Origin of the sequence: Paractinoplanes bogorensis (assembly GCF_018829635.1) — a bacterium.
Taxonomy (GTDB): Bacteria; Actinomycetota; Actinomycetes; order Mycobacteriales; family Micromonosporaceae; genus Actinoplanes; species Actinoplanes bogorensis.
In genome coordinates this window covers 337,750-361,446 of the sequence record NZ_JAHKKG010000002.1, presented here as the reverse complement: position 1 = coordinate 361,446, position 23,697 = coordinate 337,750, and the positions used below count along the sequence as shown (strand labels likewise).

Sequence of the window (23,697 nt, the reverse complement as noted above, 5' to 3'; positions counted from 1 at the left end):
GGTGTCGGTGCTCACGCCCAGACGGTACGCCGCCCGACGTGGCGGCCACCGTGCGGGAGCGGCCGGAGACTAGGTTGTATGCCGTGAGCCGGTTGCAGCGAGTCCGGGAGAATCTCAAGCGCGCCTATGAAACGGGCCGCGATTCGGTGCGGATGGCGCGCGAGGAACCGGCGCCGGAACCGGACAACGAGGTCGAGTTCGCCCCGCCGCCCCCGGTGCCTGACGACGTACACCACTCGACCAACAGCCGCGACGACGCCGAGGTGCCGCACTCGCTGCGGATCGCCGCGGCCTGGGGCTGGCGCCTCATCGTGGTCGGCCTGGTCGGCTGGGTGCTGCTCCGGTTCATCGGCATCATCAGCGTCGTCGTCATCCCGCTGGCGATCGCCCTGCTGCTCTCGGCCCTGCTGGCCCCGGCCGTGGGCTGGCTGCGGCGGCTGCGGCTGCCGCCCTCGCTGGCCACGTTCCTGGTGCTGATCTGCGGGCTGGCCGCCGTGGCGGGCACGTTCACGCTGGTGATCAGCCAGTTCCTCGACGGCCTGCCCCAGTTGACGCAAAATGCGACCGCGGGTGTCCGGCAGATTCAGGAGTGGGCCAAGACCGGCCCCCTGCACCTCTCCGACGACCAGGTCAACCAGGCCATCGACAACGCGCAGGAATGGATCAACACGCACAGCGCGTCGCTGACCTCCACCGGCATAGCTACCGCGGCCACGGTCTTCGAGGTGCTGACCGGCATGTTGCTGGTGCTCTTCTCGACCTTCTTCTTCCTGCGTGACGGTCGGTCGATCTGGCGTTTCGTCGTACGCCTCTTCCCGGTCAACGCCCGCTGGTCGATCGCCGACGCCGGCGACGCCTCGTGGGTCACGCTCGGGTCCTATGTGCGGGCTACCGTGCTGGTCGCGTTCATCGACGCCGTCGGCATCGGCATTGCCCTGGTCATCCTGGACATCCCGTTCCCGTTCCCGCTGGCCGCGCTGGTCTTCCTGGGCGCGTTCATCCCGATCGTCGGCGCCAGCGTGTCGGGTGCGGTGGCCGTGCTGGTCGCGCTGGTCGATCAGGGCTGGGTCTACGCGTTGATCGTGCTGGGCGCGGTGATCCTGGTCCAGCAGATCGAGGGTCACCTGCTGCAGCCGCTGATCATGGGCCGGGCGGTCGCCATCCACCCGCTCGCGGTGATCATCGGTATCGCGTCCGGAGTGGTGCTGGCCGGCATCATCGGCGCGCTGGTCGCGGTGCCGCTGATCGCCGTCCTCAACACCGGCATCCGCCGCCTGACCCGCCGTCGCCCCGAGGTCCCGCCGACCGCGGTTGTCGTGACGACCGGGAGCAGCTGACGACGGCAAAAGTCGACCGGGAACAGCGGAGAAACACCAAAAGAAAAAGAGCGAGTTCCCGCGTACGGAGGGAACTCGCTCTTGATCTTGAAAAGTGGACCGGTCAGGCCGGGGCGACCGCGAGCCCGATCTCGTTGACGCCGACGGTGGCGTCCACGACGGCCTCGCCGTTGCCACTGCGGCTCAGCGCGCGCAGCGTCCACGAGCCCGGCGCCGCGAAGAAGCGGAACACGCCCTCGGGCGACGACACGACCTCGGCCGTGAACTCGCCGGACGAGTCGAGCAGACGCACGTAGGCGCCGCCGACCGGCTCACCCTCGGCGGTCGAGACGATGCCGGTGAGCACGGTCTCGGTGGTCAGGTCGACGCTGGCCGGCATCGGGGCCGACTGGTCGGGCGCGGCGCATCCGGCCGCGATGTTCGGTGACGTCATGGTGATCACGCCTTCCCGGGCTCGTCGCCGAGCGCGATCGGCACGCCGATGAGCGAGCCGTACTCGGTCCAGGAGCCGTCATAGTTCTTGACGTTCTCGTGGCCCAGGAGCTCACGCAGAACGAACCAGGTGTGCGAGGAGCGCTCGCCGATCCGGCAGTAGGCGATGGTGTCCTTGCTGCCGTCCAGACCGGCCTCGCCGTAGATCTTGGCGAGTTCCTCGTCGGACTTGAAGGTGCCGTCCTCGTTGGCCGACTTGCTCCACGGCACGCTGATCGCGGTCGGGATGTGGCCGGCCCGCTGCGACTGCTCCTGCGGCAGGTGGGCCGGGGCGAGCAGGCGACCCGCGAACTCGTCGGGGCTGCGGACGTCGACCAGGTTCTTGACGCCGATGGCCTCGACGACCTCGTCCCGGAAGGCGCGGATCGACAGGTCGGGGGCCTGCGCCACGTACGAGGTCCCGGCCCGGACCGGCACGTCCTTCGAGTACGGACGCGCGTCGAGCTCCCACTTCTTGCGGCCGCCGTCGATCAGCTTGACCTGCTCGTGGCCGTACAGCTTGAAGTACCAGTACGCGTACGCGGCGAACCAGTTGTTGTTGCCGCCGTAGAGGATCACCGTGTCGTCGTTGGAGATGCCGCGCTCGGAGAGGAGGGCGGCGAACTGCTCCTGGTTGACGAAGTCACGGCGGACCGGGTCCTGGAGGTCCTTCTTCCAGTCCAGCTTGATGGCGCCCGGGATGTGGCCGCCGTCGTAGGCGGTGGTGTCCTCGTCGACCTCGACGAAGACCAGGCCCGGGGTGTTGAGGTTCTGCTCGGCCCAGTCGGCCGAGACGAGTGCGGTGTCGCGACTCATCGGTTCACTCCCTGATCAAGGTGAGAGATGGGGGTGAGTCAGCGCACGGAGATTTGCCAGTCGCACCGCGCGCGGGACCCAGTGGAGATGGAAAACGGATCTCGAGCTGTCGTGCGACGGAGCCACGAACCCGGCTGCACTGCCGGAGGGGGAGGAGCGCGCTAGAAGGCGCCCAGCACAGGTGACCCCGTCAGATGACGGGGCGACACAGGCAGGTGGCCGTGCGGCACAGGTCGACCGCACGCCTCTTGGTGAGCAACGGGCTCATGAGATGGGACCCTACCAGCGGTTCACGTACTGGTAACAGGCTCGACCACGATCCGGGATTGAGTCTTTAGTCATCTTTAGGGGCGGTGGTCGGGGTGGTTGGACGGGATGGCCGCCGTCACAGGCCGCCCGCATTGAGTGACACGTTGTCCGCCCCGGCGGTGAACCGCAGGCCGTCGGGCTGCGGCTCCACCTTCTGCACGGCCAGCTTGAGCGGCAGTTCGGGGACGCGCAGGTCGACCGAGATCTTTTGCACGTACGAGGCCAGCAGCGACCGGATCAGCGGCACGTCGGGCAGTCCGTCGGCGGTGACGTCGGAGAACCGGACCTGCACCGTGCCGTTCTGCACGGCGACGGTGGCCGCGCCCGAGACGTTGAAGGTCTGGCCCAGCGCCTGGATCGGCGCGCTGCCGATGAGCTTGCCGTCCTTCTCCGACAGCTTCAGGCCGGGCTGGCCGATCAGCTCGGCCAGCTGCGGGTAGTCGATCACGCCGGTGCCGGTGACCGTCTTGGCCACGATGTCGCCGGTGCCGTTGCGGATGGTGTCGAGCGGCGCCGCCACGTCGTGGGCGCGCACGTCGAGACCGGCCACCCGGACCGTCTTGTTGTTGCCGGCCGGGCCGGTGAGGTCGCCGACCTGGATCCGGATCTCCTGATAGTTGCCGTCGAGCACCTGGGTCAGGAACGGCACGCCCTCGATCGTGACGTCGGGTTTCTCGCTGGTCGCGTTCTGATCGGCGATCTGCTGCGAGACCCGGTCGCCGATGGTGCGCTCGGCGTAGCCGGCCGCGAACCGGTCCAGCGCCACCAGCAGGCCCAGGATCAGCACCAGGAACACGATGAACGTGATCAGCAGTCGCCGCCCCCGCCGCTTCTTGCGGGGACGTGCCGTGCCGTAGACCTCGCCGCTCACCGCGGTCCTCCTGACATCACGAAAGGTGCCGAGAACCGTACATGCCCGGGGCGAGGACTCCCTGAAACCGCGCTCAGAGGAACCAGTGGCTCAGCGCGTACGCGGCCGGGGCGACGAGGGCGAACGCGCCCAGCGGTCCCTGCATGTGCCGGGCCACCCAGAACGTCGGCGCGTCCCCGGCCAGTTGCCGGCCCGCCTGCCCGAAGTTGACCGCGAGGTCGACCAGGTGGGCCACCACGACGGCGATCAGGCCGACGACCGCGCCTTTGGCCGGGGTGAACGGCAGCACCAGGAAACTGCCCAGGGCGGCCCCGGCCAGCGTGCCGAGCATCGCGCCGAGCACGACCCCGGCCACGCCCCGCGGCACCTGGGCGGCGATCCGCGGCTTGGGGAAGGCGGCGTCGGTGGCACGGGCCACGACGAGCGCGACACCGGCCGCGGCGGCGCACACGATCAGGGTCTGGGTGCCGTTCTCCTGGCGGGTGAGCACGATCGGGATCGCGTACGCCACCACGCCGGCCACGATCGCCAGGGTGGTGCGCCACGAGTCGGTCAGCCTGGCCCTGTCCTCGGCCCGGAACACCTGACCGATCAGCGCCGCCACGAACCCGCCCGCGGTCACGTAGACCAACGGCATCAGCTCGGCCTGCGCACTCGAGACGGCGAGATAGTCGGCCACCAGCGCGACGGCCACGCACACGCCCGCGGTGGCGCCGGCGGCGGGCGGGTTGAGCGCCATCACCCAGGCCAGCAGATAGAGCAGTTGCACCCCGAAGAGCACGATCGCGTACGGCATCCGGGAGTCGGGGGCCGAGGTCAGGGCGCCCAGGGCGAGACCGACGGCCAGCAGACCGGCGAACCCGGCGATGGCCAGGGACAGCTCCCGGCGTACCGGGACGACCTCGATCTCCTCGAATTCCTCCTCGTCCGGCGTCTCCTCGGGGCCGGTCGCGCGATCGTCGGGGACGGTCGGCGGCCGCTTGCCGCCGGGCCGCGCGATCTCACGCGAGGCGTCGGCGTCCCAGGGGTCGTCCTGCGGCATGGAGGGAAACACGCCTGCGATCGTGCCAGAGACGCGCCCTCCGCCCAACAAAGGCCATTCAGCGCGCTGGTGGGGTCATCCTCGGCGCTGAACAACCTTTGAATCCCCGCCGTTTGTTAAAGCCTTGTTACTAAACCGCCATTTAGGCGTCGTAGCGGCGTTCACTGCATCACTCGACCAAACGATCGAGTCTTTCCGAGCGATGCATCGGTTAAGGTAAGCCCAGCCCACCCGTCGGTGACGCCGGGACCTGTCCGCCGATGGCGGAATGATTATGAACGCCATCGAGTCACCCGAGCGGCCAAGAGCCGCAAGGACGGAGGTGAGTGTGGAAATCCTTCTGTTGGTGACGGCACGTGCCGGCGAGCCTTCCGCCGTGCTGCCCGCGCTGGATCTGCTTCCCCACTCCGTACGCACTGCCCCTCGCGATGTCCGCACGCTGGTGTCCGGGCCGAGCCCCGACGCCGTGCTGGTGGACGCCCGCTCCGAGCTCTCCGAGGCCCGCGCCACGTGCCGCATGCTGCACGCGACCGGCATCGGCGTCCCGCTCATGGCGGTGGTGACCGAGGCGGGCCTGATCGCTCTGAACGCCGACTGGGGTGTCGACGACGTCATCCTGGCCAGCGCCGGTCCGGCCGAGGTCGAGGCGCGTCTGCGGCTGAGCGCCGGTCGCATCAACAACGCGACCGCCGGCGCCGGTGGTTCGGTGCGGGCCGGTGAGCTCAACATCGACCCCGACACCTACGCGGCGAAGCTCAAGGGCCGCCCGCTCGACCTCACCTACAAGGAGTTCGAGCTGCTGAAGTTCCTCGCCCAGCACCCGGGCCGGGTCTTCACCCGCGACCAGCTGCTGCGCGAGGTCTGGGGCTACGACTACTTCGGTGGCACCCGCACGGTCGACGTCCACGTGCGTCGCCTGCGCGCCAAGCTCGGCTCGGAATACGAGTCGATGATCGGCACGGTGCGCCAGGTGGGCTACAAGTTCGTGGTTCCGCCGAACGGGCGCCAGCTGCCCGACAACGAGCACGTCTCACTTCCGGTCTAATGTCGGGGGCATGACTTCCGTCCACTCCATTGACCGGTTGAGTGCGGCTCAGGCCGCGGATGTGCTGGCCTTGGCCGGTGCCGCCGAGGAGTCCGACGGGGTCTACCCGCTATCTGAAGATGTAGTGCTGCGAGTGCGCGGTGGGGGTTCCCCTGCCGCGCACCGGCATTTTCTGGCCTACACCGACGACGAAGTTCTGGCCGGCTACGCGTTCTCCGAGGGCGAGCTGGTCGTTCACCCGGCGCACCGTCGCCGGGGCATCGGCACCGCGCTGCTGACCGAGCTCGGCCCGGGGGAGTTGCGGATCTGGGCGCACGGTGACGACCCGGGCGCGCGGGCCTTCGCGGAAAAGAACGGCTTCGCGCGCGTACGCGTCCTGTGGCAGATGCGCCGCTCGCTGACCGAGCCCCTGCCCGACATCGCGCTGCCCGAGGGCGTGACCCTGCGCAGCTTCCGCCCCGGGGCCGACGAGGACGCCTGGCTCGCGGTCAACTCGCGGGCCTTCGCCCACCACCCCGAGCAGGGCCGCTGGACGCTCGACGACCTGCTCGCGCGCGAGGCCGAGCCGTGGTTCGACCCGGCCGGCTTCCTGCTGGCGGTCGACATCGCCGACACCGTCCTGGGCTTCCACTGGACCAAGGTGCACCCGGCCGCCGGCGACGACCCGGCGATCGGCGAGATCTACGTGCTGGGCGTCGACCCGGCCGGTCACCGCAAGGGTCTGGGCGCCGCGCTCAGCGTGGCCGGTCTGCGTCACCTGGCCGGGCTCGGACTGACCGTCTCGAACCTCTACGTCGACGAGTCGAACGCCGCCGCCGTGGCCCTCTACCAGCGGCTTGGTTTTGTGATCTACAAGACCGATATCAACTACCTTCGGCCGTAGTGGCGCCCGTCACGGGGGGCTCGTCCCACCAGTAACAACCCGGACAAGGGCATGTCTCAGGGCGGTAACTACCGCCCCCATAAGTCCGACATGTCGGTCTCTAGTCACTCAGTTCACGCAACGGACAACTCGCCCTCAGGGGAAGGCCACATGGGGGCGTCGACGTGTTCACCGCGCGTTCATTTGGCCCGGGGAAACCGGCTACCTCTCACTCTTAGCTTCGGTGGTGCCGGTGCGATGCCGGCGTGCACACCACCGAAGGGAATATTGTGAAGCTCCAGCGGTCCGGTTTTCTGGCAGCCGGCATTGCTTTGACTGCGACGCTCGCGCTGACCGCGTGTGGCTCGGACAACGAGTCGCCCTCGGGCGACGCCGGCAACTCCGCCGCGGCTAGCAACTGTGTCGCCGGCAGCCTGACGGCTCAGGGCTCGTCGGCTCAGAAGAACGCCATGGACGAGTGGATCAAGACGTACCAGGCCCAGTGCGCTGACGCCAAGGTCGACTACCAGGGCACCGCCTCGGGCGCCGGCATCCAGGCGTTCATCGCGGGCACCGCCGACTTCGCGGGTTCCGACTCGGCCCTGAAGGAGGAGGAGCAGCCGCAGGCCGACGCCAAGTGCGCCGGTGGCACCGCCCTCAACCTCCCGATGGTCGTCGGCCCGATCTCGGTCGTCTACAACCTGGACGGCGTCGACGGCCTCCAGCTGGACGCCCCCACCCTGGCGAAGATCTTCGACAGCAAGATCACCAAGTGGAACGACCCGGCGATCGCGGCGCAGAACACCGGCGCCAAGCTCCCCGACACCGCCATCACCGCTGTGCACCGCTCGGACGAGTCGGGCACGACTGACAACTTCACCAAGTACCTGAGCAAGACCGCCGAGGCCGACTGGACCTACGGCAACGCCAAGGCCTGGAAGGCCAAGGGTGGCACCGGTGCCGCCAAGTCGGACGGCATCGCGACCGCCGTCAAGGGCACCCCGGGCGCCATCTCCTACGTCGAGCTCTCGTACGCCGAGAACAGCGACCTGTCGAAGGCCAAGATCAAGAACGGTGCCGGTGAGTACACCGAGCTGACCGGCGAGAGCGCCGGTAAGGGCATCGAGGGCGCCAAGATCGAGGGCACCGGCAACGACCTGAAGCTCAGCATCGACTACGCCGCCACGACCGCGGGTGCCTACCCGATCGTCCTGGTGACCTACGAGATCGTCTGCTCGAAGGGCTCGTCGAAGGCCGCCTCGCTGAAGGCCTTCTTCTCCTACACCTCCAGCACCGGTGGTCAGACGGCGCTGGGCGACCTGGGCTACGCCCCGCTGCCGGAGACCATCCGCAGCAAGGTCGAGACCGCGGTCGCCTCGATCTCCTGATCTGACTGACACATCCCTCCGAGACGACAGCGAGCGAGCAGATGGGTGACAACCCCTCCTCCCGCTCGGAGAACACCACCGCCAGCGACCTGGGTGTGACCGGACGTCACACCCGGGGCGCTGGCACCGGTGTTTCACCGAGTAGTCACGATGACCCCCCAATCGGCGGCGGGGGCGCCCTGCCCAAGAAGGCCCGTTTCGGCATGGAGGCCGGCTTCAAGGGCCTCTCCGTGGCGGCCGGCGCGATGGTGCTGGTCATCATCGTCGCCATCGCGATCTTCCTGATCTCCAAGGCCGTGCCGGCCATCCGGGCCGACAACGAGAACTTCCTGACCTTCAACCAGTGGTTCCCGAACGAGACCGAGCCGCGGTTCGGTATCGCGGTCCTCGCCTTCGGCACCGTGCTGACCTCGATCATCGCGCTGCTCGTCGCGGTGCCGATCGCTCTCGGCATCGCTCTGTTCCTGTCGCACTACGCACCCAAGCGGCTGGCTACGCCGCTCGGGTTCGTGATCGACCTGCTCGCCGCCGTGCCCAGTGTCGTCTTCGGTCTCTGGGGCCGGGACGTCTTCATGGAGCCGGTCCGCGAGTTCTCCGGCTGGCTCAACAAATACTTCAGCTGGATCCCGATCTTCGGCGGCGACGGCCCGTTCGGCCGCTCGGTGCTGCTCGGCAGCCTGGTCCTCGCGATCATGGTGCTGCCGATCGTCACCTCGCTGTCGCGTGAGGTCTTCCGGCAGACTCCGGGAATGAACGAGGAAGCCGCGCTCGCCCTCGGCTCGACCAAGTGGGAAATGATCCGCACTGCGGTTCTGCCCTACGGCAAGCCGGGTGTGATCGCCGCCGTGATGCTCGGCCTCGGTCGAGCCCTCGGCGAGACGATCGCCCTGGCCATGACGCTCGGCATCGTCTTCAACATCTCGTTCAACATCATCGAGAACGGCGGTAACTCGATCGCCGCCAACATCGCCAACGCCTTCGGCGAGGCCAACGAGACCGGTCGCGGCGCGCTCATCGCCTCGGGTCTCGTGCTCTTCGCGATCACCCTGGTGGTCAACATGGCGGCGCGGGCGATCATCTACCGTCGGCGCGAGTTCCGGGACAGTGCAGCATGAGCCTTCTTGATCGCGAGGCCTCCGGCGTTGTCATGACGCCGGACAACATCCGCACCAAGCGCCTGCCGCTCGCCGTCAACCTCGGCATCGCCGTGGCCGGGCTGGCCATCGCGGCCGCCGTGGTCTACGGCTTCGGCATCGGCAACTACGTGCTCGTCGTCGTGCTCGGCGTGGTCTTCTACCTGATCGGCCTGCAGATCGTGGCCGGCCGGATCGAGGGCCCCCGCACCGCACGCGACCGTATGTGGAAGACGCTGATCTACGCCGCCTGTCTGCTCGCGGTTCTGCCGCTCGCCTCCGTGGTGTGGACGCTCGTCTCCAAGGGCGTCCAGCGTCTCGACGGCAACTTCTTCGGCTCGTCGATGAACAACATCGGCGCCCGTGACCCCGAGGGTGGCGCCTACCACGCCATCATCGGCACGCTCGAGCAGGTCGGCGTCGCGACGCTGATCGCCGTTCCGCTCGGTGTGCTCGGCGCGATCTACCTGGTCGAGTACGGCCGGGGCCGGTTCGCCAACACGGTCCGCTTCTTCGTCGACGTCATGACGGGTATCCCGTCCATCGTCGCCGGTCTGTTCATCCTCTCCTTCTGGGTGCTGATCGTCAGCCCGTGGTTCAACAACGGGACCCCGCGGTTCTCCGGTTTCGCCGCCTCACTGGCGCTGACCGTGCTGATGCTGCCGACGATCGTCCGCTCCACCGAGGAGATGTTGCGCCTGGTGCCGGGGCCGCTGCGCGAAGGTGCGTACGCGCTCGGGGTTCCGCAGTGGAAGACGATCCTCCAGGTCGTGCTGCCGACCGCCCTGCCCGGCATCGTCACCGGTGTCATGCTCGCCGTCGCCCGTGCGGCCGGCGAGACCGCCCCGGTGCTGCTGGTCGCGGGTGGCGCGGCGTCGATCAACTTCAACCCGTTCGAGGGCGGTCAGTCGTCGCTCGCCCTCTACGTGTACCAGCAGGCGGGCGACGCCTCCCGGTACGCTCCGGCACGGGCCTGGACGGCCGCGCTGACCCTGGTCGCCATCGTGCTCATCCTGACGATCGCCGCCAAGCTGCTGGCCCGTCGCAACAGTCTGTCGAAGTAGAGAGGTAACCCCATGGCCAAGCGCATCGAGGCGACCAACGTCACCTCCTACTACGGCTCCTTCAAGGCGATCGACAGCGTCTCCATGACGGTCGAGCCCAAGACGATCACCGCCCTGATCGGCCCGTCGGGTTGTGGCAAGTCCACCTTCCTCCGGTCGGTCAACCGCATGCACGAGGTGCTGCCGGGCGCCCGCATCGAGGGTTCGCTCACGATCGACGACCAGAACATCTACGACCCGGACGTCGACGTCACCGCGGTCCGTCGGATGATCGGCATGGTCTTCCAGCGGCCCAACCCGTTCCCGACGATGTCGATCTACGAGAACGTGGTCGCCGGCCTCAAGCTCAACGGTGTCAAGAAGAAGTCGGTGCTCGACGACGCCGCCGAGCAGTCGCTCAAGTCGGCCAACCTGTGGAACGAGGTCAAGGACCGCCTGGGCCGGCCCGGCGCCGGTCTGTCCGGTGGTCAGCAGCAGCGTCTCTGCATCGCCCGCACCATCGCGGTCGAGCCGCAGGTCGTGCTGATGGACGAGCCCTGCTCAGCCCTCGACCCGATCTCGACGCTGGCGATCGAAGACCTGATGTTCAAGCTGAAGGACCGCTTCACGATCATCATCGTCACGCACAACATGCAGCAGGCCGCTCGCGTCAGCGACAAGACCGGCTTCTTCTCGATCGACAAGACCGGTGACCCCGGCCGCCTGATCGAGTACGACGACACCCAGAAGATCTTCAGCAACCCGACCGAGAAGAAGACCGAGGACTACATCACCGGTCGCTTCGGCTGAGTCTGGCTCGCGACACTGCAGACGGCCCGTGCTCGACCGGCGGGCCGTCTGTCGTGCATCTCACCCGCTTCTTGCTCGCACAGCCTGTGGATAAGTCGATTTGCGATTTCCCGGCGGCGTAGTTTAGGCCAGCCCCCTGGGCGGGCGGGGTAGGCACAGTAGCGATTTCTGGCGGCGGCGCTCTACTGCATGTGCAGCTGGGCGCCGCCGTCGTCGGTCAGTTCCACGCGAGGCATGACCGGGGTGGCGGCGTCACGGCGGCTTGCGGCCGCGATCACCTCAGCCATTTCCCCGTACGCGGCGAGCGAGTCCACGGTGCTCCTCGTGGGCGGGAGCATCGCCAGGCCGTCGACCGCGCCCGGGTCGATCCATGCGGTGTGCTCGCTCTCGCCCGACACGTCGCGCGGCATCTGGCCCTCGGGCAGCAGCGACACGAAGAACCAGGTGTCGTAGCGCTTCGGCTCGAACTCGGGCGTGATCCAGCGCGCCCACGGGAACAGCAGGTCGTCGCGCATCCGCAGGCCCCGTCGCGCGAGCAGGGCGCTCAACGTCAGCTGACGGGCCAGCACCGCGGCGCGGTCGGCCTCCCAGTCCTCGGTGCCGACGTCGGCCAGGGTGCGGTCGGGCTGTTCCGCCGGGCCGGCCAGCAGCACGCCGGTCTCTTCGAAGAGTTCGCGTACGGCGGCCCCGACCACGGCCCGGGCGCGTTCCTCGTCGACGCCCAGACGGGCGGGCCAGTCGTCGCGGATGGTCTCGGGGCGGTCGGTGGGGTCGACCCCGCCGCCCGGGAAGGCGTACAGGCCGCCGAAGGCCATCGTCGTCGCGCGCCTGATCACGTACAGCTGGAATGCCTTTTCGTCCGGCCGCAGAAGTACGACGGTGGCCGCGTCTCGCACGGGCGCCGGCGGCCCGGTGAATTCGCGCGCACGCCGGACCATCGCCGGGGGAAGCCGCATGGGATCGGTCACCCCACGATCCTGACACCTGTGGCGGCGCGGACGATACCGTAGCGATCATGACGGAACAGAAGGTTCGCTGGGGAATTCTCGGTCCGGGCGGGATCGCCGCCGCGTTCGCCGCCGACCTGGCGCACGTGCCCGGCGCCGAACTGGCCGCCGTCGGTTCGCGCAACAAGGCGACCGCCGACGAGTTCGCCGAGCGGTTCGGATTCGCCCGGGCGCACGGCTCGTACGCCGATCTGGCCGCCGACCCCGGTGTCGACGTCATCTACGTCGCCACGCCGCACGCGTTCCACGCCGAGGCGGCGCTGCTCTGCATCGAGGCCGGCAAGGCGGTGCTGGTCGAGAAGCCGATCACCCTCGACCTGGCCGACGCCATGCGGCTCGTGACCGCGGCCCGCGACAAGGGCGTCTTTCTCATGGAGGCGATGTGGATGCGCCTCAACCCGGCCATCCGCAAGATCAAGGAGCTGGTCGAGGACGGCACGATCGGCTGGGTCAGCACGATCCACGCCGACTTCGGTCTGCAGGGCCCGTTCGACGCCGAGCACCGGCTGCGCAATCCCGCGCTGGGCGGCGGGGCGCTGCTCGACCTCGGCGTCTACCCGATCAACTTCGCCCACCTGATTGTGGGCGCGCCGGCCTCGGTGCAGGCGTGGGCGCATCTGACCCCCGAGCGGGTCGACGAGCACACCGGCGTCCTGATGGGCTGGGAACCGGGCGCGGTCGGGGCGCTGACCTGCAGCATCAACGGCCCGAGCCGGAACGAGGCGACGATCACGGGCACGGACGGCCGGATCGAGTTGCCCGAGGGCTTCTTCGCGCCGCGGTCCTTCGTGCTGCGGCGTACGGGTCAAGAGCCCGAGACGTTCGAGTTCGACTTCCCGGGCCGGGGCTACCAGTTCGAGGCGGCCGAGGTGCAGCGCTGCCTGCTGGCCGGTGAGCTGGAGAGCCCGCTCATGCCGCACGCCACCACCCTCGAGATCATGACCCTGCTGGACACGATCCGCGAAGAGATCGGCGTCATCTACTGAGCGCGTGCCGCTGGTTGGTTAGCCGCCTAAGCTCGTCGATGTGGATCTTCCCGAGGTCATGCGCGTCAACCGGGCGCTGAACAAGATGAGCCAGCTCTACCGGGCGGCCAAGGCCCGTCGCCTGGCCGCCCTCGGCCTGCACCCGGGGCAGGACACGCTGCTGTGGCTGCTGGCCCAGGAGCCGGACGGCATGACCGTGACGGCGCTGGCGGCCCGGCTGGGCGTCGAGCCGCCGACCGTGACCCGCAGCCTGGCCCGGCTGGGCACCGGCGGCTGGTTCCGCCGCGAGCCGGTGCCGGGCGACCGCCGCCAGGTACGCATCGTCGTGACCGCCGCCGGCCGGGCCCTGGTGCCCGAGATCGAGAGCGTCTGGTCCGACCTGGCCGACCAGATCCTGGGCGCGAGCACCGGCGCCGAACGCGGCATCCTGCTGACCGTCCTCGAGCGAGCCAACGACCGCCTGCTGCCCGACCTGGACGAGAACCTCGTCAGCTGAAAGCCGGGCGGAACACGAAGTAGCACAGGCAGGCGATCAGGCCGGCCGCCGGGAACGTGGTGACCCAGGCGATCAGGATGTTGCCGGCCACGTTCCAGCGGACCGCGTTCAGCCGCTTCGTCGCGCCCACGCCCATGATCGCCGAGGTGATCGTGTGGGTGGTCGAGATGGGGGCGCCCAGCACGTACGCGTTGAAGAAGAGCACCGAGCTGGCCACCGTCTCGGCCGCGAAGCCCTCGGCCGGGCCCAGGTCGATGATCTTGCGGCCGAGCGTACGGATGATCCGCCAACCGCCGGAGTAGGTGCCGGCCGCCAGCATCGTCGCGGTCGTGATGTAGACCCACCACGGGATGTGAGTGGAGCTCGACTGGAAACCACCCACGTAGAGCGCCAGCACCACGATCCCCATCGTCTTGGCCGCGTCCTGGATGCCGTGGCCGACCGACATCGCGGCGGCCGAGATCGTCTGCGCTATGCGGAAGCCGCGGTTGAGCCGGCCCGGGTTGCCCCGCCGGAAGATCCACATGATGGCGACCATCACCCCGAAGCCCAGCAGCAGCCCGACGACCGGCGACGCGACCATCGGGATAAGGACCTTCTCGACGATCGTCGCCCACTTCACCGTGCCGAGCGCCGGACCGGCCACCAGGGTGGCGCCGACCAGGCCGCCGAACAGTGCGTGCGACGAGCTCGACGGCAGCCCGAAGTACCAGGTGATCAGGTTCCAGGCGATCGCACCGACCACGCCCGCGAAGACCACGGCCAGGCTCGGGATGCCGAGTTTGAGGTCGACCAGGCCGTCGCCGACCGTCTTGGCCACCTCGCCGCCCAGGTGGGCGCCGATGAAGTTGCCGACGGCGGCCATGGCCAGGGCCACCCGCGGGGTCAGGGCGCGGGTACTGATGCTGGTGGCGATCGCGTTGGCGGCGTCGTGGAAGCCGTTGGTGTAGTCGAAGGCCATGGCGGCGATGATCACCGCGAGCACCGCGATGAGTTCGGGGGACAAGGTCTAGGACTCCTTGACCGCGATGGTCTCGACCGTGTTGGCCACGTGCTCGAACGCGTCGCAGGCGGCCTCCAGTTCGTCGGCCACCTCCTTCATCTTGAGCACGGTGAGCGCGTCGTACTCGCCCGAGAAGAGCCGGACCAGCAGCATCCGGTACGCCCGGTCGCCGTCGTTCTCGAGCCGGTTGATCTCGATCCAGTACTCGTCGAGGCCCTTCATGGCGCGCAGCTTCGGCATCGCCTCGGCGGTGATCCGGGCCTGCTGGTCGAGCACGGTGACCAGCTCGTGCATCTCGCGCGGGAGGGACGGGAGCTCGGTCAGCCCGTACAGGTAAAGAAGGTTGCCGACCGCCTCGAGGTGATCCATCACGTCGTCCAGCTGGGAGCCGAGCGAATAGATGTCGGCCCGGTCGAACGGCGTGATGAAGGTCGAGTTGATCTTCTTGTAGAGGTCGTGGGTGATCTGGTCGCTGTCGTGCTCGACGTCGGTCAGCCGTTCACTCACCGACTGCACGTCGACCCCCGGCAGGGCCAGCTCGTTCAGCAGTTCGGTGCCCTTGACGAGGTTGTTCGCGGCCTGTGTGAACAGGTCGTAGAAGGCGCCCTCGACAGGACGGAAGGAGAACTTCACGGCTCGGACCTCGATCGACAGACTGGGATGATCACCTGGAATGCTAAGGCCTCTCCAAGTTCACCTGTCGTTCGCCTGCTAAACAGGTTCGCGACGCCGATCCGGGCGGGGCGGATGCGGCCGCGGCGAACCGCGCCGGACGGCCCGCGTGGGCAACGGTTCCCGGGCCACCCAGCGGGTCACCGGGTGCTTGCGCAGGTGCCGGGCCAGGCCCTTGAGGTCGGCGTCGGCGATCACGTCGACCCCGGCCGCGCCGAGCTCGGTCCAGATCGCGGCCCGGGCCTTGCGGGGGCCGTCGGGCAGACCCGAGATGCGCACCGTACGCCCGTCGTCGTGGGCCGACCGCACCATCGCGTGCAGCAGGTGCCGTTCCTCGGCCGGGATCGGCTCGAGCCCGTCCCAGCCGAACCGCCGGCTCCACGGCTCGCTGATCATCGGGACCAGGGACGGCGGGGCCGAGCGGGAGCCGAGGTCGTCGAACGAGCCCTCGGCGAACGCGTACCGCACGTCCTCGGTCGCGAGCAGTTCCCGCACGTCGACGATGCCGGTCACCGAGACGGTCACCGCGCCCGGCCGGAGGTCGTCGCCGTCGCACTGGCTGAGCAGCCCGGCGTGGTCGCGCAGCTGCTTGTCGAGCACCCGGTACGCCCGCAGCAGGGTCTCGGCGTCGCGGACCGCACCGGCGAACTCGACCACGAGCCGGAACGGCACCTGCTGGTCGCGGGTGAGCCGACCGCCGTTGCCGCGGGCGCGGGCGAAGAGCGGGGAGAGGACGAGCCGCCGCAGCGTACGGCCCGGTTGGGGCGCGCCGCCGCCGAGGAAGAGCTCGCCACGCGGGCCGGGCGTGACCGGCACGGTAAGCCCGCCCAGTCCACGCCGGAGCACCGCCGGCAGCGGGTCGACATCGTCCGGGCGGACCAGTCCGTGCCCGGCCGGCAGGTAGGACGCCTTGCGGCGGGCCAGGAGCGCGATCACTCCGGTCAAGCCCGCGGCCCCGGCGAGGCCACCCGCGATCACCAGCCCGTCGTTCACGCTCACCGCCCGATTCGTACGAAATGCCGTTCTCTACTGTGTCACAACTGCTACCCCGCCCCAGGAATCTCGCGCAGAATTCCCCTCATGCCACCCTCCGCCGCGGCCTTCGAAGCCGAGCGCCCGCATCTCGTCTCCGTCGCCTACCGGATGCTCGGGAGCGTGGCCGAGGCCCAGGATGTCGTGCAGGAGGCCTGGTTGCGGTACACGCGGGCCGGTGACGACGAGATCCGTGATCTGCGCGGCTGGCTCACCACGGTGACCGGGCGGCTCTGCCTCGACGTGCTCAAGTCGGCCCGCGTGTCGCGCGAGGCCTACACGGGCCAGTGGTTGCCGGAGTACTTCGTGGACCCGGACGCCGGCCCGGCCGCTCAGGCCGAGCAGCGCGACCAGGTCGGGCTCGCGCTGCTGGTGGTCCTCGAGCGGCTCAGCCCCGAGCAGCGGGTCGCGTTCGTGCTGCACGACGTGTTCGCGGTGCCCTACGACGAGGTGGCCCGGGTGCTCGGCAGCACCGAGGTGACCGCACGCCAGCACGCCTCGCGCGGGCGCAAAGCGGCGTCCGAGGGCGGGATCCGGCACACCGCCGGCCTGGCCGAGCAGCGCCGCGTGCTGACCGCCTTCATCGAGGCCGTGAACAGCGGCGACATGCAGGCACTGGCCAATGTGCTCGCCCCCGACGTGGTCTCGATCAGCGACGGCGGCGGTTTCACCAGCACGGCCCTGCGCCCGATCGTCGGTGCCGACAAGGTGGCCCGTTTCTTCGTCGGCATCGCCCACGGCAGCCGGATGTCCGGCGCCGTGCTCGAGCCCGTGCTGATCAACGGGACGGCCGGCGTCTTCGTCCGGGGAGCGATCTCGGGCGCGCTCGGCGTCACCGTGTCGGACGGCCGGATCACCGGCCTCTTTCAGCAGCTCAACCCGGAGAAGCTGCTAGTCAGCGACCTTCTGTAGGTACTGGTGATAGCGGGTGGCGAACGGCTCGCTGCCGTCACCCAGCGCCACCAGCAGTTTGTCGGCCGCGGCATGCGCTTCCCGTACGAGATCATCGGGGTAACCGAACTGCGTGCGGTGCTCGTCGAACTCGTCCTCGTCGCGCAGTTCGACCAGCCCGGTCGCGCGCCGTCGCACCACGTCGAGATCGAGGTCGATGATGTGCACGGTGTCACCCTCCCAGCGGGCCGGGGTGGTGATGTCGCAGTAGACCTCGCTGGTCCGCGGGGGCGGGTTGAACATGCCCGTCCACCAGGCGTGATGCGGGATGAGCAGGACGAACGGGATCTGCTCGACGGACTGGCGGCCGTGGTAGACCGACTCGGTGCCGCGGGTGACGCCGACCCAGACGCCGAGGTCGTCGGAGTCGAATCGGCGTGCGGGATAGTCCCGATGGGCCGAACCGTCGTACTTCGTGTAGACGACCCGGACCGTGTCACTCGGCATGCAAGAACCCTAACGGTGGTCGGCTTCTGTCGGTGGTGGCGGGTACCGTCTTCGCGTGCCCGCTGCAACGGAGAAGAAGACGGTGCCTACCCGAGGTAAGTCCAACGGAGCGGTGAAGGCCGACCAACTCCTCCAGGCCGCGGTCGGCGCCGTCCCCGGGGGCTCGTCGCGCCCCGGTCAAGAGGCCATGGTCGCGGCCATCGACAAGGCCATCCGCGAGCGTGAACACCTGCTGGTGCAGGCCGGCACGGGCACCGGCAAGAGCCTGGCCTACCTCACGCCGTCGCTGCTGGTCGACGGGCCGGTGGTCGTCTCCACGGCCACCCTGGCGCTGCAGAATCAGTTGGTCGAGCACGACCTCCCCCGTCTCGCGGCGGCGGTCGAGCCGGTGCTCGGCCGCAGACCCACCTTCGCGGTGCTCAAGGGCCGGCACCACTACCTGTGTGTGGCCAAGATGGAACACGCCGATGAAGAAGCGCCGACCGACACGCTCTTCGACGACGCGCCGCCCAAGACGACCCAATGGCTGGGCGAGGCGGGCCGGCTCGGCAAGCAGATCCAGCGCCTGCAGGCCTGGGCCGACAAGACGGCCACGGGCGACCGCGACGAGCTCGACCCCGGCGTCGACGACACCGCGTGGCGGCAGGTGTCGATGCCCGCGCGCGATTGTGTCGGGGCGCAGCGCTGCCCCTACGGCGCCGAGTGTTTCGCCGAGGCGTCCCGGGCCCGCGCCCGCGAGGCCGACATCGTGGTCACCAACCACAGCCTGCTGGCCGTCGACATGCTGGCCGAGCGTCACATCGTCCCGCCGCACAAGCTGCTCATCATCGACGAGGCCCACGAACTGGCCGACCGGGTCTCCTCGGCGTCACAGGCCGAGCTCACCCCCGAGGCGGTCGAGCGGTCGTCCCGCCGCGCCCGCACACTGATCCCGGCCGACGTCGCCGAGTCGCTGGCCGAAGCGGCCGACGCGCTCACCGTGGGCCTGGCCGAGACGCCCGCCGGCCGCATCACGGCCGGTCTGCCCGAGCTGATCCAGCAGGCCGTGACGCTGACCGAGTCGGCCACCCGGGCCGGGCTGACGGCGATCGGCGAGGTCAAGGGCGACGATCCCGACCCGGTCCGTAAACAGCAGGCCAAGGCGGCCCTGGGCGACCTCAACGACACGGCCCAGCGGCTGCTCGAGGAGTCCGCCTTCGACGTCGCCTGGGTCGAGAAGTCCGACACCGGCAGCGGGCGCCGCGCGCTGGTGGTGGCCCCGCTCTCGGTCGCGGGCACGCTGGCCCAGGGCCTCTACTCCGACCGTACGGTGGTGGCGACCTCGGCCACCCTCACCCTCGGCGGCCGCTTCGACACCGTCGCCCGCTCGCTCGGCCTGCCCGCGGCCGTCCCCGCCGCACCGGCCGACCCGCAGTCCCCGGCCTCGGGCGACGGCTGGACGTCGCTCGACGTCGGCTCCCCGTTCGACTATCCGCGCCAGGGCATCCTCTACGTCGCCGCCCACCTGCCCCGCCCGCAGATGTCCGGCCTGCCCGCGGGCGCCGGCGAGGAGCTGGTCAAGCTGGTCGAGGCCCTCGGCGGTCGCACGCTGGGCCTGTTCTCGTCGCGGCGGGCCGCCACCCAGGCCGCCGAGCTGCTGCGCGCCCGCACCGACCTGCCGATCCTGCTGCAGGGCGAAGAGGCGCTGCCGGTGCTGGTCCGCCGGTTCAAGGAAGACAAGGCGAGCTGCCTGTTCGGCGTCATGTCGCTCTGGCAGGGCGTCGACGTCCCCGGCGACGCGTGTCAGCTGGTGGTGATCGACCGGTTGCCGTTCCCGCGCCCCGACGAGCCCCTGGCCGCGGCCCGCGCCGCCGCGGTCGACGCCGGTGGTGGTTCCGGCTTCGCCTCGGTCAGCGTCCCGATCGCCGCGATCCGGCTGGCCCAGGGCGTCGGCCGGCTGATCCGCTCGACCGGTGACAAGGGCGTCGTCGCCGTCCTCGACTCCCGGCTCGAGACGGCCCGCGGCTACGGCGCCTTCCTGCGCAAGTCGTTGCCCCCGTTCTGGTACACGACCCGCCCCGAGGTCGCCGTCGGTGCCCTCACGCGCCTGGCCGGGAGCGGCCAGTGAGCACCGACCTGCGCCGGATCGCCTGCACCCTCCTGGTCGACAAGTCCGGTGCCCTGCTGCTCCAGCTGCGTGACGGCAACGCGCCCTACTACCCGCACGTGTGGGGCCTGCCCGGCGGCTCGGTCGAGCCCGGCGAGACCCCGGTCGAGGCGGCCGAACGTGAACTCTGGGAGGAGACGTCGCTGCGCCCCGACGTCCCGCTGCAGCTGTTCGCCACGCAGCCGTTACCGGCCGAGGGGCGCGTGAAGCACTACTTCTTCGCCCCCACCAGCGCCGTCCAGTCCGACGTCGTCCTCGGTGAGGGTGCCGCCATGCTCTTCGTCCCCGCCGCCGAGGCCGCGGCCCGCGAGCTCACCCCGGGCACGGCCGAGATGATCACCCACTTCCTGGCCTCGGCCGCCTACGCCGAGCTCCATGCGGGGCAGTCGTGAGCCCGTTGACCCGGCCGAAGAGATGGTGGCTGGGCGGGATCGTCGCGGCCTGGATCGTCGTCGTCGCGGTGCTGGCCGTCTGGTCGGTCGGCCACGAGAAGGCGACCGTGCCCGAGCAGCGCGACATCGCGCTCGCCGTGCCCGACCTGCAGCGCGCGGCCGGGGTCGTCTACGCCGCAGCCGGCGGGGAGGGCCGGGCCGTCGTGCTCGGCGGGCTCGAGCCGCTCAAGCGGTGTTCCGTGACGCCGGTGCGATCGGGGCTGGGCGCGTTCCGCAACGTCACCGTCCACGTGCCCGAGGGTGAGGCCCAAGAGGTGGCCGCGGCGATCGCCGACGCCCTGCCGGCGGCGTGGGAGGCCGACGTGTGGGACGGCCGGGGCGGCACCCGGGTGTCGTTCCACGCCGACGCCGGCGACTTCATCGGCGTCGACATGAGCACCGAGTCGACGGCGCGCACGTTCTCGCTGCGACTGTCGACCGGCTGCCGGCCCGTCGACGGCGACGAGACGCCGGCCCGGGACGATCCGGCGACGGCCCAGGCCCCGGTGGCACCCGCTGTGCTGGCCGACACGCTCGGAGCCCTGGGCATCCAGTGGCGGGCGCCCAAGGTGCAGGCCGTCACGTGTCCGTCGGGCGCGGTCGCGGCGTCCTACTCGGTCGGGCCGGTCAGCCGGACCAAAGATCTCGCGACCGGCCTGCGGACGGTGGCCGACGGGGCCGAGATCGTCCGGGACGACGACAGCGAGCACGCCTACCGCAAGGACGGCGACTCGATCGTGATCGTGCCCGACGGCGCGAGCGTCCGCGTCACCGTCAGCACGCCCTGTCAGTAGACGAGCGCCTGCGCGCCGTCCGACATGATCTCTTCGACGAAGACGGCGGCGCCGGCGATGCGGATGCCGGGCAGGACGTCGCCCGGCGTGATGTCGCGCCGGGCCGCGCACTGGGTGCACGCCGTCACGCGGCCGGCCGAGAGCAGCAGATCGAGCAGGTCGGGCAGCGGCGCGGCGTGGGGGAGTTCGAACTCGGCGGCCCGGCCCGGCAGCGCGAACCACGTCGACTCGCCGGTCAGCCAGAGCGAGACGTCGACCCCGGACGAGACCGCGGTGGAGGCGACGGTGAAGGCCTGCGAGCAGCGCTCGGGAGCGTCGGCTCCCGCGGTTGCCTTGACGACGAGCAAACGAGCCATGGCGGCCAGCCTAGGTCAGAACCGCCCGGCATAAGATGGGCCGGTCATGGTTACCGAAATCGGGTTCGTGAGTCTGCTGGTCGCCGGTCTCGGCGCGCTGGCGGGCGGCATCGGCTATCTGGCTGTGCGCGTGTCGAGGGGGCGTTGGTGAGCGATCAGGAAAACCCGTTGGGCCCACCCCCGTGGCTCAACGCGCCTCCGGTCGACCCCTACCCCTACGAAGACACGCACGACCTGCGGCAGGGGGCCGACCTGCACCCGGCGCTGCTGGGCCTGCTGCCCTTCGTCGGGCTGTGGCGCGGGCGCGGTCAGGGCGGGTTCCCGGCCGACGCCGACTACGACTTCGCCCAAGAGGTGCGGATCAGCCACGACGGCCGCCCGTTCCTGCGCTTCGAGTCGCGCAGCTGGCTGCTCGACCCCGAGTCGAAGCCGGCCGGCGAGTGGGTCACCGAGTCGGGCTTCTGGCGTCCGGTGCTCGACGACGCCGGCCGGGCCACCGACGAGATGGAAGCCGTCATGGTCAACCCCGACGGCGTGGCCGAGATCTACGTCGGCAAGACCGTCGGCCCGACCCGCCTCGAGATCGAGGCCGACGCCATCGCCTACACCCCCTCGGGCCAGCACCTGACCGGCTCGCAGCGGCTCTTCGGCATCGTCGACGCCGCACTGCTCTACGCCCACGAGGTGTCGATCGACAAGGGTGACCTTCGGCCGCACATGTCGGCCCGCCTGATCAGAATCGGCGGCTGAGGGAACGGGCGTCGTGGCGTCGAGGGCGTAATCTCGTAACGTGTCCGCCTCTTCGCTTGCCGCCATGCTCCGCGAGCGTGGGCTGCGGCTCACCCCGCAGCGCCAGCTGATCCTCGAGGCCGTGCACGAGCTGGGCCACGCCACGCCCGAGCAGGTGCACAACCACGTGCGCGAGCGCGTCGCCGGGGTCAACATCACCACCGTCTACCGCACGCTCGAGCTGCTCGAGGAGCTCGGGCTCGTCAACCACACGCACCTCTCGCACGGCTCACCGACCTATCACACCGCGGGTGAGGATCAGCACGTTCACCTCGTCTGCCGTGGATGTGGGTCGATCAGTGAGGTAGACCCGAGTGTGATGCAACCGGTGACCGACCGGTTGTTGAGCGAACGCGGCTTCCGGGTCGACGTGGGTCACGTCTCGCTCTTCGGTGTGTGCGGGGACTGCAAGGAGTAGAGACATGACCGTGGTGATGGTCGAGGACCTGGACCCCTCGTCCGCCGATGCCGGGGTGCCGGCGCACTACGGCGACCCGATGCGTGAGCAACGCACGCTGGCCACCGCCGTCGGCCTGGTCGACCGCTCGAACCGCGACGTCGTCGCCGTGCCCGGCGAGGAACGCGCGAGCTGGCTGCACACGCTGACCACGCAGCACCTGACCGATCTGACCAAGGATCAGGGCACCGAGCTGCTCGTCCTCTCGCCCAACGGGCACGTCGAGCAGCACGCGCTGGTCACCGAAGACGGCACGACGGCCTGGCTCGACACCGAGCCCGGGGCGGGTGCGGGGCTGCTGAAATACCTCGAGATGATGCGGTTCTTCACCCGGGTCGAGCCGCGCGACGCCACGAGTGAGCTGGCCGCGCTCTCCCTGGTCGGGCCCGGGGCGGCCGACGTCATCGGCGGGCTGGGCGAGCCGCGGATCAACGTGGTGCCCGGGGCCAAGTTCGCGGCCGGCGAGGTGCCGTCGGGGGCGACGAGCCTTTATCCCGTACGGGAAACCGCATTTGGTCTCGCCCGAAGGGTGCCCCTCGGCGTCGACCTGTTGGTGCCGCGGGCCGAGAAGGCGGCGGTGATCGAGAAACTCGGCGTGCCGATGGCCGGTCTGTGGGCCTACGAGGCGCTCCGGGTCGAGCACCGCATCCCCCGGCTGGGATGGGAGACCGACCACCGCACGATTCCGGCCGAGGCCGAGTTCCTGGCCGCGGCGGTGCACCTCGACAAGGGGTGCTACCGCGGGCAGGAGACGGTGGCCCGGGTGCACCACCTGGGCCGGCCGCCGCGCCGCCTCGCGCTGCTGCACTTCGACGGCATCGCCACCGACCAGCCGCCGGCCAAGGGCACTCCGGTGGTGCGGGCGGGGCGCGAGGTCGGCTTCGTCGGCACCGCCGTGCGTCACCACGAGCTCGGTCTGATCGCCCTGGCCGTACTCAAGCGCAACGCGACCGACGAGCTGATGGTGGGCGAGTCCGTGGTGGCGGTCGACCCGCATTAAGGT

Annotated in this window: 28 protein-coding genes; 17 read left to right on the top strand and 11 right to left on the bottom strand. The window is 69.8% G+C overall.

What is annotated here, in order from left to right; genetic code table 11:
* Positions 1-83 precede the first annotated feature (83 nt).
* Complete coding sequence (locus tag KOI35_RS06570) at positions 84-1,337, top strand: AI-2E family transporter (RefSeq protein WP_308120822.1); 1,254 nt, start codon at positions 84-86, stop codon at positions 1,335-1,337.
* A 103-nt stretch (positions 1,338-1,440) separates the two neighbouring features.
* On the opposite strand, the gene KOI35_RS06565 is transcribed toward KOI35_RS06570, so the two are convergent.
* The 5 genes from KOI35_RS06565 to KOI35_RS06550 form a co-directional block, all read right to left on the bottom strand.
* The gene (locus KOI35_RS06565; RefSeq protein ID WP_215785133.1) at positions 1,441-1,770 is read right to left on the bottom strand and encodes a DUF1416 domain-containing protein; all 330 of its coding nucleotides are present in this window, start codon (positions 1,768-1,770) and stop codon (positions 1,441-1,443) included.
* Positions 1,771-1,775: 5 nt separating this feature from the next.
* The gene (locus tag KOI35_RS06560) at positions 1,776-2,624 is read right to left on the bottom strand and encodes a sulfurtransferase (RefSeq protein ID WP_215785132.1); all 849 of its coding nucleotides are present in this window, start codon (positions 2,622-2,624) and stop codon (positions 1,776-1,778) included.
* Between the two features lie 190 nt (positions 2,625-2,814).
* On the bottom strand, positions 2,815-2,892 hold the full coding sequence (locus KOI35_RS49230) for an Ms5788A family Cys-rich leader peptide (RefSeq protein ID WP_369076848.1): 78 nt from the start codon (positions 2,890-2,892) through the stop codon (positions 2,815-2,817).
* Between the two features lie 117 nt (positions 2,893-3,009).
* Entirely contained in the window at positions 3,010-3,804 is a 795-nt protein-coding gene (locus tag KOI35_RS06555; protein WP_308120821.1) for an LmeA family phospholipid-binding protein, read from the bottom strand.
* A 73-nt stretch (positions 3,805-3,877) separates the two neighbouring features.
* Positions 3,878-4,846 carry a hypothetical protein gene (locus KOI35_RS06550; RefSeq protein WP_215785520.1) on the bottom strand — a complete coding sequence of 323 codons (969 nt, stop codon included), beginning with the start codon at positions 4,844-4,846 and terminating at the stop codon, positions 3,878-3,880.
* A 274-nt stretch (positions 4,847-5,120) separates the two neighbouring features.
* Between KOI35_RS06550 and KOI35_RS06545 the strand changes: the two genes are divergently transcribed.
* The 6 genes from KOI35_RS06545 (at position 5,121) to pstB (ending at position 11,127) form a co-directional block, all read left to right on the top strand.
* Positions 5,121-5,891, top strand: coding sequence for a winged helix-turn-helix transcriptional regulator (locus KOI35_RS06545; protein WP_215785131.1), 771 nt, complete (start codon positions 5,121-5,123; stop codon positions 5,889-5,891).
* Between the two features lie 10 nt (positions 5,892-5,901).
* Positions 5,902-6,774 carry a mycothiol synthase gene (gene mshD, locus KOI35_RS06540; protein WP_215785130.1) on the top strand — a complete coding sequence of 291 codons (873 nt, stop codon included), beginning with the start codon at positions 5,902-5,904 and terminating at the stop codon, positions 6,772-6,774.
* Between the two features lie 269 nt (positions 6,775-7,043).
* The gene (gene pstS, locus KOI35_RS06535; protein WP_215785129.1) at positions 7,044-8,141 is read left to right on the top strand and encodes a phosphate ABC transporter substrate-binding protein PstS; all 1,098 of its coding nucleotides are present in this window, start codon (positions 7,044-7,046) and stop codon (positions 8,139-8,141) included.
* 41 nt (positions 8,142-8,182) lie between these two features.
* Complete coding sequence (gene pstC / locus KOI35_RS06530; protein WP_215785128.1) at positions 8,183-9,256, top strand: phosphate ABC transporter permease subunit PstC; 1,074 nt, start codon at positions 8,183-8,185, stop codon at positions 9,254-9,256.
* 32 nt (positions 9,257-9,288) lie between these two features.
* Positions 9,289-10,338 (top strand): phosphate ABC transporter permease PstA, encoded by a 1,050-nt coding sequence (gene pstA, locus KOI35_RS06525; RefSeq protein WP_438870590.1) that lies wholly within the window; start codon positions 9,289-9,291, stop codon positions 10,336-10,338.
* Between the two features lie 12 nt (positions 10,339-10,350).
* Positions 10,351-11,127, top strand: a complete 777-nt coding sequence (pstB, locus tag KOI35_RS06520) for a phosphate ABC transporter ATP-binding protein PstB (RefSeq protein WP_215785126.1) — start codon at positions 10,351-10,353, stop codon at positions 11,125-11,127.
* Positions 11,128-11,309: 182 nt separating this feature from the next.
* Here pstB and KOI35_RS06515 read toward each other — a convergent pair whose 3' ends face one another.
* Positions 11,310-12,083, bottom strand: a complete 774-nt coding sequence (locus tag KOI35_RS06515) for an NUDIX hydrolase (protein WP_215785519.1) — start codon at positions 12,081-12,083, stop codon at positions 11,310-11,312.
* A 59-nt stretch (positions 12,084-12,142) separates the two neighbouring features.
* Between KOI35_RS06515 and KOI35_RS06510 the strand changes: the two genes are divergently transcribed.
* Positions 12,143-13,120, top strand: coding sequence for a Gfo/Idh/MocA family protein (locus KOI35_RS06510; RefSeq protein ID WP_215785125.1), 978 nt, complete (start codon positions 12,143-12,145; stop codon positions 13,118-13,120).
* Between the two features lie 40 nt (positions 13,121-13,160).
* Positions 13,161-13,616, top strand: coding sequence for a MarR family winged helix-turn-helix transcriptional regulator (locus KOI35_RS06505; protein WP_215785124.1), 456 nt, complete (start codon positions 13,161-13,163; stop codon positions 13,614-13,616).
* Here the strand turns inward: KOI35_RS06505 and KOI35_RS06500 are convergent.
* The 3 genes from KOI35_RS06500 to KOI35_RS06490 form a co-directional block, all read right to left on the bottom strand.
* Positions 13,609-14,622, bottom strand: coding sequence for an inorganic phosphate transporter (locus KOI35_RS06500; RefSeq protein ID WP_215785123.1), 1,014 nt, complete (start codon positions 14,620-14,622; stop codon positions 13,609-13,611). The two genes, KOI35_RS06505 and KOI35_RS06500, sit on opposite strands and share 8 nt — an antisense overlap.
* A 3-nt stretch (positions 14,623-14,625) precedes the next feature.
* The gene (locus KOI35_RS06495) at positions 14,626-15,252 is read right to left on the bottom strand and encodes a DUF47 domain-containing protein (RefSeq protein WP_215785122.1); all 627 of its coding nucleotides are present in this window, start codon (positions 15,250-15,252) and stop codon (positions 14,626-14,628) included.
* 78 nt (positions 15,253-15,330) lie between these two features.
* The gene (locus KOI35_RS06490) at positions 15,331-16,290 is read right to left on the bottom strand and encodes a PI-PLC domain-containing protein (RefSeq protein WP_308120818.1); all 960 of its coding nucleotides are present in this window, start codon (positions 16,288-16,290) and stop codon (positions 15,331-15,333) included.
* Between the two features lie 81 nt (positions 16,291-16,371).
* Between KOI35_RS06490 and sigJ the strand changes: the two genes are divergently transcribed.
* Positions 16,372-17,235, top strand: a complete 864-nt coding sequence (gene sigJ, locus KOI35_RS06485) for an RNA polymerase sigma factor SigJ (protein WP_215785121.1) — start codon at positions 16,372-16,374, stop codon at positions 17,233-17,235.
* On the opposite strand, the gene KOI35_RS06480 is transcribed toward sigJ, so the two are convergent.
* The gene (locus KOI35_RS06480; protein ID WP_215785120.1) at positions 17,215-17,721 is read right to left on the bottom strand and encodes a DUF402 domain-containing protein; all 507 of its coding nucleotides are present in this window, start codon (positions 17,719-17,721) and stop codon (positions 17,215-17,217) included. The genes sigJ and KOI35_RS06480 overlap by 21 nt on opposite strands.
* An 82-nt stretch (positions 17,722-17,803) precedes the next feature.
* Between KOI35_RS06480 and KOI35_RS06475 the strand changes: the two genes are divergently transcribed.
* The 3 genes from KOI35_RS06475 to KOI35_RS06465 are packed head-to-tail and all read left to right on the top strand — an operon-like array spanning position 17,804 to position 21,092.
* Positions 17,804-19,828, top strand: a complete 2,025-nt coding sequence (locus KOI35_RS06475; protein ID WP_498371305.1) for an ATP-dependent DNA helicase — start codon at positions 17,804-17,806, stop codon at positions 19,826-19,828.
* Positions 19,825-20,259 (top strand): NUDIX hydrolase, encoded by a 435-nt coding sequence (locus tag KOI35_RS06470; protein ID WP_308120817.1) that lies wholly within the window; start codon positions 19,825-19,827, stop codon positions 20,257-20,259. The genes KOI35_RS06475 and KOI35_RS06470 overlap by 4 nt, the downstream gene beginning before the upstream one ends.
* Positions 20,256-21,092, top strand: coding sequence for a hypothetical protein (locus tag KOI35_RS06465; RefSeq protein WP_215785118.1), 837 nt, complete (start codon positions 20,256-20,258; stop codon positions 21,090-21,092). The genes KOI35_RS06470 and KOI35_RS06465 overlap by 4 nt, the downstream gene beginning before the upstream one ends.
* Here the strand turns inward: KOI35_RS06465 and KOI35_RS06460 are convergent.
* Positions 21,086-21,448, bottom strand: a complete 363-nt coding sequence (locus KOI35_RS06460; protein WP_215785117.1) for a DsrE family protein — start codon at positions 21,446-21,448, stop codon at positions 21,086-21,088. The genes KOI35_RS06465 and KOI35_RS06460 overlap by 7 nt on opposite strands.
* A gap of 46 nt (positions 21,449-21,494) precedes the next feature.
* On the opposite strand from KOI35_RS06460, the gene mtfM reads away from it, so the two are divergent.
* The 4 genes from mtfM (at position 21,495) to ygfZ (ending at position 23,694) form a co-directional block, all read left to right on the top strand.
* Positions 21,495-21,599, top strand: coding sequence for a small membrane protein MtfM (gene mtfM, locus KOI35_RS48275; protein ID WP_275407434.1), 105 nt, complete (start codon positions 21,495-21,497; stop codon positions 21,597-21,599).
* Complete coding sequence (locus tag KOI35_RS06455; RefSeq protein ID WP_246612627.1) at positions 21,593-22,198, top strand: heme-binding beta-barrel domain-containing protein; 606 nt, start codon at positions 21,593-21,595, stop codon at positions 22,196-22,198. The genes mtfM and KOI35_RS06455 overlap by 7 nt, the downstream gene beginning before the upstream one ends.
* 64 nt (positions 22,199-22,262) lie before the next feature.
* Positions 22,263-22,655, top strand: coding sequence for a Fur family transcriptional regulator (locus KOI35_RS06450; RefSeq protein WP_215785516.1), 393 nt, complete (start codon positions 22,263-22,265; stop codon positions 22,653-22,655).
* Positions 22,656-22,659: 4 nt separating this feature from the next.
* Positions 22,660-23,694: a CAF17-like 4Fe-4S cluster assembly/insertion protein YgfZ gene (gene ygfZ / locus KOI35_RS06445; protein ID WP_215785115.1), complete on the top strand. Its 1,035-nt coding sequence runs from the start codon at positions 22,660-22,662 to the stop codon at positions 23,692-23,694.
* The last annotated feature ends 3 nt before the right edge of the window (positions 23,695-23,697 follow it).